The 13,355-nt window shown below is 52.8% G+C and carries 12 protein-coding genes; 8 read left to right on the forward strand and 4 right to left on the reverse strand.

Annotation, left to right across the window (positions count from 1 at the left end):
- Nucleotides 1-19: 19 nt before the first annotated feature.
- Both AC559G_RS06105 and AC559G_RS06110 read right to left on the reverse strand, forming a co-directional pair.
- Nucleotides 20-1,735 (reverse strand): ABC transporter ATP-binding protein/permease, encoded by a 1,716-nt coding sequence (locus tag AC559G_RS06105; protein WP_498911880.1) that lies wholly within the window; start codon nucleotides 1,733-1,735, stop codon nucleotides 20-22.
- Nucleotides 1,736-1,747: 12 nt separating this feature from the next.
- Entirely contained in the window at nucleotides 1,748-4,195 is a 2,448-nt protein-coding gene (locus AC559G_RS06110) for a TonB-dependent siderophore receptor (RefSeq protein ID WP_498911881.1), read from the reverse strand.
- A 561-nt stretch (nucleotides 4,196-4,756) separates the two neighbouring features.
- On the opposite strand from AC559G_RS06110, the gene AC559G_RS06115 reads away from it, so the two are divergent.
- The 5 genes from AC559G_RS06115 (at nucleotide 4,757) to AC559G_RS06135 (ending at nucleotide 8,494) form a co-directional block, all read left to right on the forward strand.
- Nucleotides 4,757-5,275, forward strand: a complete 519-nt coding sequence (locus AC559G_RS06115; protein WP_498911959.1) for a sigma-70 family RNA polymerase sigma factor — start codon at nucleotides 4,757-4,759, stop codon at nucleotides 5,273-5,275.
- A gap of 11 nt (nucleotides 5,276-5,286) precedes the next feature.
- Nucleotides 5,287-6,243: a FecR family protein gene (locus AC559G_RS06120; protein WP_498911882.1), complete on the forward strand. Its 957-nt coding sequence runs from the start codon at nucleotides 5,287-5,289 to the stop codon at nucleotides 6,241-6,243.
- Between the two features lie 131 nt (nucleotides 6,244-6,374).
- Nucleotides 6,375-7,226, forward strand: coding sequence for an energy transducer TonB (locus AC559G_RS06125; RefSeq protein WP_498911883.1), 852 nt, complete (start codon nucleotides 6,375-6,377; stop codon nucleotides 7,224-7,226).
- 58 nt (nucleotides 7,227-7,284) lie between these two features.
- Complete coding sequence (locus AC559G_RS06130; RefSeq protein ID WP_498911884.1) at nucleotides 7,285-8,040, forward strand: MotA/TolQ/ExbB proton channel family protein; 756 nt, start codon at nucleotides 7,285-7,287, stop codon at nucleotides 8,038-8,040.
- A 28-nt stretch (nucleotides 8,041-8,068) separates the two neighbouring features.
- On the forward strand, nucleotides 8,069-8,494 hold the full coding sequence (locus AC559G_RS06135; protein WP_498911885.1) for an ExbD/TolR family protein: 426 nt from the start codon (nucleotides 8,069-8,071) through the stop codon (nucleotides 8,492-8,494).
- 70 nt (nucleotides 8,495-8,564) lie between these two features.
- On the opposite strand, the gene AC559G_RS06140 is transcribed toward AC559G_RS06135, so the two are convergent.
- On the reverse strand, nucleotides 8,565-9,254 hold the full coding sequence (locus tag AC559G_RS06140) for an AAA family ATPase (protein ID WP_498911886.1): 690 nt from the start codon (nucleotides 9,252-9,254) through the stop codon (nucleotides 8,565-8,567).
- 726 nt (nucleotides 9,255-9,980) lie between these two features.
- On the opposite strand from AC559G_RS06140, the gene AC559G_RS06145 reads away from it, so the two are divergent.
- Nucleotides 9,981-10,484, forward strand: coding sequence for a DUF2778 domain-containing protein (locus AC559G_RS06145; RefSeq protein ID WP_498911887.1), 504 nt, complete (start codon nucleotides 9,981-9,983; stop codon nucleotides 10,482-10,484).
- Entirely contained in the window at nucleotides 10,481-10,774 is a 294-nt protein-coding gene (locus AC559G_RS06150; protein WP_498911888.1) for a hypothetical protein, read from the forward strand. Before AC559G_RS06145 ends, AC559G_RS06150 begins: the two co-directional genes overlap by 4 nt.
- 42 nt (nucleotides 10,775-10,816) lie before the next feature.
- Here the strand turns inward: AC559G_RS06150 and AC559G_RS06155 are convergent, their stop codons facing one another.
- Nucleotides 10,817-12,145, reverse strand: a complete 1,329-nt coding sequence (locus AC559G_RS06155; protein WP_498911889.1) for a CapA family protein — start codon at nucleotides 12,143-12,145, stop codon at nucleotides 10,817-10,819.
- A gap of 417 nt (nucleotides 12,146-12,562) precedes the next feature.
- Between AC559G_RS06155 and AC559G_RS06160 the strand changes: the two genes are divergently transcribed.
- Entirely contained in the window at nucleotides 12,563-13,354 is a 792-nt protein-coding gene (locus AC559G_RS06160; protein WP_498911890.1) for a type 2 periplasmic-binding domain-containing protein, read from the forward strand.
- Nucleotide 13,355: the final 1 nt, after the last annotated feature.

The raw sequence follows: 13,355 nt of genomic DNA on the forward strand, positions 1-13,355 counted from the left end.
GGGGGATCCTGTCTCGGTGTTAGCTGCCCTGTTCGGGCGTCAAGTTAAGCGTATGCTGGTGGAAGCGCTCCAGCTCTTTGCGGTGGGCCACACTGATAATGGTGCTGTTGGGAAGTTGCTCGATCAGTGCCTGGTAGAGTTGGCTTTCCGTTTCCGGATCCAACGCGCTGGTCGCTTCATCAAGGAAGATCACATCCGGGCGATGTAACAGCACCCGCGCCATCGCCAACCGCTGCTGTTCGCCGCCGGACAACACCTGCTGCCAACGATCGAATTGGGTCAGCGAATCAACCCGCTCTGCCAGGCAACAGTCCACCAGCGCCTGGCGGTATTGCCGATCGGTAAAGGTTTCCGGCTCATCGGGATACGCCAGCGCGCTTTTTAGCGTGCCGACCGGGATATAGCTTTTCTGCGGCAAAAACAGCATATGCGCCGATGCGGGGCGGATGATACAGCCCTCGCCATACGGCCATAGCCCGGCACAAGCACGCAGCAGCGTGCTCTTGCCGCTGCCCGAACGGCCGCGCACCACCCAGCGTTCGCCGCCGCGGGCCTGCCACGCCGGCAGGCGCGCAAGCACCGTGCCGTCCGGGCGTTGCAAAGTGACCCCCGCGCAGCTAAGCATTGCACCGCGGTTTTCCAGCCGGATACCGGCAGGTTGATCGCGGGCCTTATTTAACGCCCACATCATATCCCGCAGCCGGTTGGCCAGGGCCATCCAGTTGGTGAAGGATTGATAAGCCTGGGGGAAAAAGGCCAGCGTATTGAGCACCGTGCCATAGGCCAGGGTAATCTGGGTCATGCCGCCGAGGGTAATTTGCCCCGATAGCAATAACGGCAGCGCCAGCAGGGTCGGCAGCGGTGAAAACGCCTGGGCGAACATACTTTGGAAAAATTTCAGCTTAAAGGTTTTACGCATCATCAACAGGGTATTGGCCCGCACCCGATCGAAGCGAGACAGCAACCGTTGCCCCTCGCGTTCACCGCCGCCGAAAAAGGCAATTTGCTCGGCGTTTTCGCGCACTTGCATGCCCAGGAAACGGAAATCTGCTTCCACCGTTTGTTTATTCATATTGACACCAATCAGCACTTTGCCTAACCAGTGGCTCAGCGCAAGATGGAGAAATGAATAGAGATAGACGGCAAAAACCATGTAGCCTGGGATCGACAATATCGTGTTTCCCAGGGGAATAGACAACGCGCCGGACAGACTCCACAGGATAATGGTGAACGTCACGGTATTTACCACCACATGGATAATGTTGGTGGATAAGTTAATCGTGACGTCGGTAAAAAGATTAATATCCTCCGCAATACGCTGATCGCCATTGCTGATTAAATTATCCCGCTCCAACTGGTAATACGCGCAGCGCTGGGTCCAGCGCTCCACATAGCGGCCAGTCATCCAGGTGCGCCAGCGCAGCGTCAGATAATCAATCGCCAGTACGCTAATCAGCGGCAATAGCGTCGTGACCACGCCGATCGCCAGGCTTTCCACCATGGTGGTGCTGATCAGCGGCCAATCAAGCGCCACCAACGCGTCGGTTAACTGCCCATGTAGCTTATTCAAGGCGACATGGGCATAGGTACTGCTGGAGTTAATCGCCAAAACCACGGCGATTAGCGACAAGGCCAGCCACTTTTCCGACGATGCCCAAAAAGGGCTAATGAGTTGCCCTATGCCCGGCCGTTTGCCATCGCCGGGCAGCGTTTTATCGATTGATTGTTCCGTCATATTTCCCACAAATCAGAACGAGTACGTCACAGATAAGCGCGCGGTACGGCCCGGTTTAACGCCGATATAATTCACCGAGGTTGAGTAATAATAGAGATCGCGATCAAATATATTTTTCACGCCCAGCGTCACCGTGTACTTCGGCTGGCGGTAAAAAACCGAGGCATCGGTTTGCGCCCAACCGCCCATCTTGAAGTAATTATTGGTCGAACCGTTCCAGGTATCGCTGGCGGCTTCAATACCCACGCCGGCCCCCAGCCCCTGGAACCGCCCTTCCTGCAGTTCATAGGTAGTCCAGACGCTGCCGGAATGTTTTGGCTGCGCGGTAACCCTTGATTTGTAGCCCGTAATCTCGGAGTTATCCGCATCTTTAGGCTGAGCGAAGGTATAACTGGCGGTGATATTCCAGCCCGGTAAGATCTGGCCATTCAAATCAAAATCGAAGCCTTTGGTTTCCCGCCCTTCCGCGCCGACCGCATTACCGGTGATATCGGTAATAACCACGTTCTTCTGCACGATATGGAATACCGCAGTAGTAATGGTCAGGTTATCGTCCAGCAGGTTGAATTTAAGCCCAGCCTCCTTGGATTTACCGGTGGATGGCGGCAGTTGTTCCCCGGTGCGGGTATTAACCGTACCAGAGGTTGCAAAGCTGTTCAGCAGGTTGGCATAGACCGTTATTTCCGGCGTAATATCGTAACTTACGCCGTAGCTTGGTATCCATTTCGTTTCATCAGAAAATGACGTGTTAAAACGGGTGGCTGAGTAATAGGCGGTGCTTTCCGATGTCCATTCCGCCCGTTTAAATGACAGTTGAAGATGCAGCTTTTCCCAGAAATCGATCTGATCTTGCAAAATCAGTCCTTTTTGTACCTGGGTCAACTGGTAAGATTTAAAATCAGGATCCGGAATATCCGGAAATGACAGGCTATCAGGATCGTTATAATTGGCGGTGGTGAAAATCCGGCTGCTGTACAGATCCCAACTGCTGGTCTTCGAATGTTGGTAGTCGTAACCGATCAGAATATTATGGGTTAACGGCCCGGTATCAAACTTGCCGCGAATATCGTTTTGCAAACTGATGGCGTTCAAATCCTGCCGGTTGCCCAATTCATGAGTAACTAACGCACCGTTGGCGCTTGCCCCATAGGTCTCATGAATACGGTAGTTCATGGTGTAATCAAGATAAGTGGCTTTACTGTTAAAAGACCAGTTGTCGGACAAGTCCTGGTTCAGTTCGTAATACGCCGTCTTGGAATTGTAGGCAAAATGGTTGTCCTTATCGCCCAGGCGGTATTCCGGCAAGCGTTGAATACGGCCGTTGCTATACAGTGTTCCCGCCGGCCCAGACCCCCTGCCGGTATTAAACTCCGCCCCAACTTTAAAATTGGTGATATCCGTAACCCAGGCCAGAACCGGGGCAACATACTCGCCGCGCTTGCCGTTAAAATCGGGGAAGCTGTTATCCGCCCGCATGGTGGAAGCATTAAAACGGTAAAGGAAGGTTTTGTCGTCGTTCAGCGGGCCGCCCAGATCGATGGCGTTTTTCACTTCGCCATATTTCGATACCTCAAATTTATAGGTGTGCAGCGGATCGGCGGTTGGTGCTTTACGCACCACGTTGACCGACCCAGCCGGCGAACTGTTGCCTGCCAGCACGGCTTGCGGGCCTTTTAACACTTCTACACGTTCAATACCGTCGATACTGGAATAGCCGGTCGCGCTGCCGTTCACGGTGCTATTGGGGTTGGAGACGCCGTCGGTCGACCCCCCTGTTACGTTAAAACCGCGAATATTTATCGAGTTGATACCACGGTTGCCGCCCTGCATCGTTACGCCGCCGGCGTTGCGCAAAGCATCTTCCACCGAGACGGCCTGACGATCGTCAAGCAGCTTGCGGCTCACCACCTGCACCGACTGCGCCGTCTCCTGTAGGGAGAGATTAGTGCGGGTGGCGGTACTGGACATCGACGGGTTATACACCGTGGCGTCTTCGCTTTGATCCGCGCTGCCAACAACGGTAATGGTCGGCAGCGTTTGCCCGCTGTCCTTTGCCGCCTGCAAATCCGATGCGGCAGACGTCGGTATTGCCGTGGTAACGGCATCGATGGTCAGCGTGCCGTTAGCCGTTGTGGTGACCGAAAGCGGCGTGCCCTGCAACTGGTGCACGATAGCCTGTTCAAGCGTGAAATTGCCATCAATCGGTTTAGCCTGGTAAGGCGCCACCAGCGTGGGATTGAAAGAAATGGTCTGCTGGCTCTGGCGCGCAATGGTTAACAGCCCTTGTTCCAGGGAACCCGCCTGCACCGAAAAGTGTATTGGTGCGGCTGACGCCGCCGCGTAAGCTGCCTGCGGCAGCAATAAAGCGCCGTTTGCCACGGCAAAAGTTATATTGATCGCCAACGCCAGCCGGCTTGGGCTAATACGTTTTTTCCATACGCGCTGCAGTACTTTACTCATTGGTTCGGCTCCCGGTGAAAAGGCAAAGGTTTTGCGACGCCATATTGTTATGGCTCAGTTAGTTTTCTCAGTGTGTATGTGCAACGGGGGGCCAAATGTGTCACCGGATAGCGAGTATTTTTTGCAGAAAATTGAACTTCTCTATCTAATGCTTTAATTCATTTAGTCTTTTTTCGTTAATATTCGTTGCCGTTACTTATTCCATTACCAGTATGTTGCCCAGTGGATGGGAAAATCACGCCAATAGCGCACCACGCAAGTGCAAACTAATGGCTTAATGCTCACTCGGCTATCCGTTATTGTGCAATCTCACATTTCTTGTGCTGCGCATATAACAAAAGTTGCCTTAGTAAAGAAAAAAATATACTTATATTCTATAGATATAAGCTAGAGATAAATATTATTGGCTCGTTTATTGCTGGGCAGGTTTGAATTAACCTTCCGCTTTGCTCACGGTGCCTCCGTGGCTAAGAACGGCGCCATTCCAGGATCGGCGGTAACGATCCTTTTTGCGGCCTATAAAAGGTTTTATGCTTAGAGTTAAGACAGACGGATGAGATGATGCCTGCCGAATTTACCAGCCGAACAGATGCATTAACGCTTATTTTTCGTAGCGATTACCGGTGGCTCACTGATAAGTTGAGACGGCGGATCAGCCACGGTACCGGCGCGGAAGATATCGCCTCCGAAGCATTTGTGCGCCTGGCGGCAATCCCCGACTTGCTTAACATCCGCGAGCCGCGCGCCATGCTCACCACGCTGGCTCAGCGGATATTGTATGAAACCTGGCGCCGCCGCGATCTGGAGCAGGCTTATCTCAACGCACTGGCAAGCAGCCCGCAGCACTGCCATCCTTCGCCGGAAGAGCAAGAGATGGTGATCGAATCCTTGCTGGCCATTGACCGCGCGCTGGATGGTTTGTCTGTTAATGCACGCAAGGCGTTTTTATTTAATCAGCTAGACGGTATGACCTATGCTGAGATCGCCAAAGAGTTGAACGTTTCGGCCAGCATGGTGCGCAAATACGTGGCGAAAGCGCTCACCAACTGTTACCTGGCGACCGCCGGCCAGACTGAGTAACCCATAAAATAATGAGAGCATTTCAACGCCCCGATCCTGCTGCCCAACAAGCCATTGAATGGATGGTGCTGCTACGCTCTGGCGAAGCCACGGATGAGGATTTCCGTGAATACGAACGCTGGCGTTATGCCGATGCTAGCCACGACGCCGCCTGCGCCCAAATAGAAACCACGCTGGGGAAAATTCAATCACTGACGCATACCATGCCAAGTGAAAACGTGCGCCAGACCCTGCTCGCCCCCTCCAGCCGCCGCAAGTTTTTGCAAAACACCCTGGGCATTGCCGCCGTGGCCGTGGTTGGCGGCTTGGTGGTGAACCAAAAATATCCGGTGCCTTACCTGTTGTCTGATATTCACACCAATACCGCCCAACGGCGGCGGATCGAACTGAACGACGGCAGCGTTCTGGATATGAACGCGCGCACGGCGTTGAATATCGCGATCAACGATAGCCTGCGCAACGTTGAACTGCGCACCGGCGGCTTTATTGCCGACGTGGTGAATGACGCCAGGCCGTTTAATGTGAATACCGGGATGGGGCGCATCCTGGCAAGCGAAGCACGTTTTAACGTGCGCCAGGAATCCGGCGGCATCCATCTGGCGGTATTGGAATCCGTGGTTAAAGTGACTAACCTGCGCGGCGAAAACCGGCTGCTCGAAGCCGGCCACGGCCTATGGTTCAACCATGACACGCTGATGCCGGTCGCCATTTCCCCTTATGCCGAAACCGCCTGGACCCAGGGACGATTGGAAGTGCAGGATGCGTCGCTGAGTTCGGTGATCGATTCGCTAAGAAATTACAGCCCGGCAGTTATCCGCCTGGATCCGGCAATTGCCAGCCTGCGCGTCAGCGGCAACTTCCCGCTGGACGATGTGCCATACACGCTGGATGCCCTGGCGCAAACCATGCCGATCGCCATTACCCGCACCACGGGGTATTGGATCCGCATCACCGCAGCCGACGCGTGATCCCGTTTTTTTTCCACTTTTTTATCCTGGCCGGTGTCACTTTTGCTTCCTCATTGCACATACAAGATAAGTTCCCCCCGATTGCGGATCGTGCCGGTTAGCAAGCAGTCAGGATTTATCGAGAGGTCGTGGTGAAAGCACAGCACCTGATAGTGAAAGAAAGGATTGAAGTGCCGAAAAACGCAGCGCCCGCCATGCTTTTACCCATTGGGCTTGCGGCGGCGAAAAAAGATCGCGTGCCCAAGCTGGCGATTGCAGCCGTAGTGTTAGTCCATTTCATGCTAATTGGCGCGGCGATTACACACACCACACAATACCGGCCGCTGGACATCATCAACCCAGCCGAACAAACCAGCGTGCAGGTAACCATGGTCGAGATGCCGCAGCCCGAACCGCCGCCGGCCCCTCAGGCGGCCACCGAAACACCGGCGTTGTTGACGGCGGAAAATAGCGAACGCGAAGTGGCGCAAAGCGAAGAAGCGCCGCCAGTGCCAGCGCCGGTGGCACCGCCGGTACCGCCAAAGCCAAAACCCAAGCCCAAACCCACCCCCAAGGTCGAGCCAAAACCCAAACAGGTGCGTAAAGTCACGCATCCGGTGAGCGAAGAGAAGCCCTTACCGGTACAAAACGCCAGGGTCGCCGATAAGGCCGCGCTGCAGGCGACAGCCAAGGGGGAAATGCTAAAAAGCGCGCCCAACGCCACGCCGAAAATGGTTTCTACCATTGGCTGCATGGTGCCGGCGCCCGACTATCCCCGCAAGGCCAAACGGCTGCGTCAGGAAGGTGAGGTGTTGATCCGCCTGGCGATCAACGCCAACGGCAGCCTGGGGCGTGGCGAAATCGCCCGCAGCAGCGGTTATCAAGATCTTGACCAGGCGGCGCTGGCGGCGGTTTCCGGCATACGCTGTAACCCCTATATGGAAAACGGCCAGGCGATTTCCGTGATGACGATTCAACCCATTACCTTCAAGTTACCCCGTTAGCCCATCTGGCGGTGGATGACCATGACCGATAGCGTTTATTGATAATCGAGGAAGCAAAATGAATGAGTTTGGCATTGAGCACGTTTGGCAGCAGGGCGACATCGTTACCCGCTCGGTGGCCCTGGTCCTGCTGGTCATGTCCGTGATGTCCTGGTCGGTGATTGTGATTAAATGCATACAGGGCGCTGGGTTACGCAAAATCGCCCTGCGCACCAAACACCGTTTCTGGAGCGAAAAAACGCTGCCGGCCGCCATCGACTCATTGGGCAACAACGCGAATAACCCGTTCCGCGATCTGGCGATAGCCGGCCATGCGGCGATGTCCCACCAGTACAATATCGAGGCCGGCATCAGCAACAATCTTGATATCAGCGACTGGTTGGCGCGCGAGCTGAAAAACAGCATTGACGACAATAGCGCACGCCTGCAATCGGGCCTGGGTATCCTCGCTTCCATCGGCAGCACCGCGCCGTTCGTTGGCCTGCTGGGCACCGTGTGGGGCATTTATCATGCACTGCAGTCCATCAGCATGGTCGACCAGCCGGATCTGGCCCATGTCGCCGGCCCGGTCGGCGAAGCGCTGATCATGACGGCGTTCGGCCTGTTCGTGGCTATCCCGGCCGTGCTGGGCTTTAACACTATCAGCCGGCGCAACCGCACCTTGCAGCATGCCATCGCCCGCTTTGCCCATGATCTGCATGCCTATTACCTCACCGGTTCGCGCATTATCTCCACCGAGGTTACCGAACTGCGCGCTGTTGATGCGGAAACTGCCCATCGCGTCCAGCCGTTCCGTGCCGGCCAGTCGGTGTAATGGCAACAATAAGAGGGGAAAACGGATAATGAGTATGTCAGGCAACTCGCAGTTCGAAAGCGAAGACGACGGGCTGGTCAACGATATCAACATGACGCCGTTTATCGATGTCATGCTGGTGCTGCTGATTGTATTTATGATTACTCTGCCGGTGATCAACCACGCGGTAAAAGTCAATCTGCCCAAAGCGAACGCCAGCGCGCTGGAAAAAGACCCTCAGGCCATTGATATTTCGGTGCTGGCCGACGGCAGTATCGCCTGGGATAAACAGCCCGTTGACGACGCCACCTTAAAATCCCGGCTGGAAGAAACCGCCAAACGGCCACAGCGGCCCCATCTGCGTATTTACGCCGACAAGGCCGCGGAATACGGCCGCGTATCCTATGTGATGACCAGCGCGCAGAGCGTCGGCCTGACGAAGTTTGATTTCGTCGTCGATAAAAATGCGCAGTAAACCGCATCGCCCCACGTAACGCCGCACCGCTGGGCCGGCGTTACGCCCCTGGTGGGCTGGAAAGAGTGTATTACCCCAGCAGTTGTTGTAACCGCCGGTCGTAATTGTTCAGGAAATCCCGCATCAAACAGAAGCATTCGGTTTCTTCATAATCCACCGTAGCCACGCCCGTCTCATCAAATTGATAAATCCGCGCGTTGGGGTATGAGAGCAGTAACGGCGAATGGGTGGCGATAATCAATTGGGAGCCATTCTTCACCAACTGATCGATGGCGCTAAGCGCTACCATTTGCCGGCCTGGAGACAATGCCGCCTCCGGTTCATCCAACAAGTAGATACCGTTACCCTGAAACTTGTTGATGATTAACTTGATAAACGCCTCACCGTGCGAATAGTTATGGATGCGTTTGTGATCAAAGCTTTTCAACGCCGGCAACGCATCAAGGTAGGTGGCAACGTTAAAAAAGCTCTCGGCACGTAAAAAATAGCCGTCCTTTGGCCTGCTGGGGCCACGGATCAGCCGCAGGTGGTTGTGCAACGGCGAAACGCTTTCCAGAGTAGAGAAATTAACGGCAAAGCTGCCCCCTTCCGCATTGAACCCCATGGCGACGGCGATCGCCTCCAACAAGGTAGATTTGCCCGAACCATTCTCACCGACAAAAAAGGTGACGTCTGGATGAAATGCAATATCACCGATGTCTTTCACCGCAGGAAGATTAAAAGGGTAGCGGTCGGCATCAATGCTTTCGAGTCCTTTCATCTCAAGTTTGATTAAATAAGGCTTATATATCTCTTTCATCGGCTTACCCAATCAACGTTAATAACTTTGCAGTGCAGAGCATGATAGAGGTAGTCTGTTCAGGTATGAGTTCAACGTTCATGGCCTGAGCATGCTCATAAAGTTGCATAAAATCAAGCAATTTCAATGTTCATGAATATACTAATAAAATGAAATGGTTATGTGAGTGCTTTGGTCAGTCTTTCGCTTATCTCATCCCTATTATATTAATTATTATCGGGGGAGTCTGCTTTGTTATATTAATGCCAAATTACGGATTTTCTTTCACCGTTGCATGGGCTGTTTTAATGTGTCTCCTGTACATACGCTACTCAAAATGGCTTTAATGCTTTACCCCTTTAAGCTGCAGGCGTTTTTCTTACTCACTCCTGTTACTTCCTCGAATAAGTGAGTGGGGTTAAATAAGAGACATCCTGTTACTAACCGGAAGCCAACCATTGGCTAGTTAAATTCGTTCCAGGCGATTTTCACAGCAAACTCTTCCCATACTTGAGCCAGCACTAACATCGTTAAAAACACGCGTTCTTTTTTCGCCTCACACTTCTAATTATTCTTGGTATTAAAAAAACATTAAAATAAAAACATAACATCTCCTTGCCAGAAGAACACCACTAATTATTGCTTTATTTTTTCCCTCTATATAAACTGCTGGCTATGGATGATTATTAAGGCAATTAAGGATGAGTTATGCCGCTTCAAGGAAAATTTGTTGTTAATGATGAAATTTTTTCACCTTTGACCATATACGGAGTCGGGACATTTATGGCATTTTCAGGGAAAGAGCCGTATCGGAATCAGAGTGGATGCGGCTATATTCGCGGTAGAGGCCCCTTACCTCCGGGTAAATACTGGGTACTCGATCGTCCTGTGGGCGGTGTCCTGTCGCGCGTATGGGCACAGACAAAAGACATCATAACCGGGGGAGATCATTCAGAGTGGTTCGCGCTATATCGTGATGATGGAGTGATCGACGATTATACATGGGTTAACGGAGTTAAACGTGGTAACTTCCGTCTACATCCGGGAACGGTATCCGAGGGCTGCATAACTCTGCCACGCCATTCAGATTTTTATGCTCTCAGGAATGCCTTGCTACGCACATCAGCGGTTTCGGTTCGCAATACAGGTTTAAGTGCCTATGCAGTTATTGAAGTGATACATAACAATGATATTTGTCGGGTGGCACAATGAAAACGGTGCAAAGACGAATCAAGAAAATTATTTTATTCCTTGCACTATCTTTACTATTTTCAAGGATAATTCCGTATTACGAAATGATTGGTCGTTGGCTATCAAGCAAAATACCCTTGGATACAGCAATTAGGATATCAGAAACTGTTCTTGGTGAGGCCTATCCTGAACCATTAGACTTTGTTTATGATCTTGCATGCGTAGCCGTCAATATCACAATAACTATTGTGACCTATAATTTAGTTATTACTGTATTCAGAACAATAAAACAAAATGAAAAACGGGAATAACCTCAGGTTATTCCCGTACATGACGTTTGTTTAACAACAGCGTCAGGCAGCGCTGAATGTCACCAGGCCGCTGGTTTCATCATAGCTAAACTGCGTGCCGTAGCGTTCGCTCAGGCGCGTGAGCAGCGCGGCGATTTCATGCCCCTGCTCGGCGGTGACGATCTGCGGCAACCCGCGCGACAGTGGGCGCTCGCGGTTCATCCCCAGATCCAGCGGCAGAAGTTGGCAAGCCAACCCGCCTTCCACCAGATCAAATATCGCCAAGGCATTTTGAGAAAAACGCGCTTCCGCGTTAAAGCCGATAAACTCACCCGCGCTGTTTTTCGCCCGCGCTTTATGCAGATCCGAAGGGCGCGCATTGGCCGGGTGACCATAGGCTTCGTACATTTCCGGCCCAATGATCGACTCGCCCGCTTCAAACTCCATCAACAGGCTGCCGAGGTTATAGAAAATCGGTTTGCCGTGATACAGCTCGACGCCGCGCATAAAATGCGCGCCGTGGCAAACCACCGCGTCCGCGCCGGCATCCACCGCGCGGCGGGCAAAGGTTTCGATAAACTCCGGCGCGTGGGGGGAATACCAACTGTCGTTGTCGCCTTCATGGGTGTGCAGGCTTACCAGCGTGAAATCACTGCGATTTGCCGCGTCGCGGATGCTGTGTTCATTGGCCAGGCAATCCTGTTCGTTGAACCAAGTGCGCACCTTAGCCTGCTCGCCGCGTTCAATCTGCAATGAACTTTCAAACAGCGAACCGAACTTGAATTCGTCATCGCCCTTATCCGCCATCACTTCAACCCGCATCCCCTCGCGCACGCTTTCATCAATTCCCAGCAGCCGGGTGATGTTTTTCAACTGCTCAAATTGCTCATCGGGCAGCACATAAGCACGCCCCCAGCGCAGCGGGTTCAAACCGGGGCGGGCAACCGTGCCGGCGCCGGCATTGGCCGCCAGGAACACTTCAGAACGCGTCGAGCCCAGCGCCACAACGGCGACCCGCCCTTTTGCCGTATCCAGGAAACGCGGCAAACGGGCATCATCCAGATTGCGCCCCAGCCCGCACGGGATCAGCCCGCGTGCTTCCGCCGCCTCAATGGTGCTCACCACGCCTTCCCAGCCGAAATCGCCGGTATGGTTATTGGCGAAAGACACCAGACGAATGTTCAGATCGGCGAACTCATCAAGCGTTGCCGGTTTAACCGCCGTAATGTAACCGCGGCCTGCGGCCGGTGGAATATTCGGCTGCGGACAGCTGAACTCTGCGTTAGCGAATACGGCGTCTGCACTAGCAAGCAAATCAATAACTCTTTTATCCAGCCGATTGACCATATTTCGGCTGGAAAATAATAAATCGCCACAAGCTATAATTCTCATCGGTTCCCCTGGTTTACCTATATACCCTTCATACTTCGAGTTGCAGGTGTGTTGGCTTTATTACTCGGCCCGTCCCTGGGCCTCGCCCCTATGGGGCCGCTGCTAGCAGCGTTCAAATCTGCTCCTGGCAGATTTGTCGCTCACCCAGTCACTTACCTGAGTAAGCTCCTGGGGATTCGCTGCGTTGCCGCCTGCCTGCAACTCGAATTATCTTGGGTATAGATTAAGCCATTAAATATTTATGGTTATTTCGTTCTGCTGATAAAATGATAAAGCTTTTCGTCATTGTTTCCTCTAGCTTATTGCATTATAACTTATACCAAATATGAATAATGCCGGCTTTACCGGATCCTATACACTAGCGGTTTGTTTTCATCACATATAATAATCAGATCTCAATAAATCCAGGGTAAAATAATGAAAAAATTCAATAAGGGAGTGTTATCCTCTGTTGTGATCGGCGCGTTGTTCTTGGCCGGCTGCGATAATTCTGATAACAAACCCGCGGATGAAAAAGTGCTGCACGTGGGCACCTTTGGCGTCAGCATCGGTTTCTCTTACAAACAAAACGGTAAGGACTACGAAGGCTACGACATCGCCACGGTCAATGCCGTGGCTAAAAAGCTGGGGTATTCACGCGTTGAGCTGACCACCGCCGACATGACCGGCCTGTTCGGTATGCTGGATTCAGGCAAAATCGACACGATCGCCAACCAGGTGGAAGTGAATGACAAGCGCCGTGAAAAGTACCAGTTCTCGCAAACCTACATCTATTCCGGCGCACAGCTGGTAACCCGTAAAGACGATAACAGCATCAACCGCATTGAAGATTTAAAGGGCAAACGCCTGGGGGTTGACGTCGGCAGCAGCAAGGAAAACTTCCTGCGTAAAAATTACCCGGATGCCGGGATCAATATCCACACCTATGACGAACCCAGCGCCATCATCCAGGACGTCGCCCTCGGCCGTCTTGATGCCTACATCATGGACCGTGCCGGCGCGCAGCTGTTGATCGATAACTCTCGCCTGCCGTTAAAACCTTCGGGCGAGCCGGTATATCGTTACCAGGAAGCGTTTCCGTTCGTGAAGAATGAGAAAGGCGATGCGCTGCGCAAACAGTTCGATGAAGCGCTCACGGCGCTGAAAAGTGACGGCACGCTCAGCAAGCTGTCGCAGCAATATCTCAAACAGGATGTAAGCAAGGAATAAT

The organism is Gibbsiella greigii, assembly GCF_039540155.1.
Taxonomy (GTDB): domain Bacteria; phylum Pseudomonadota; class Gammaproteobacteria; order Enterobacterales; family Enterobacteriaceae; genus Gibbsiella; species Gibbsiella quercinecans.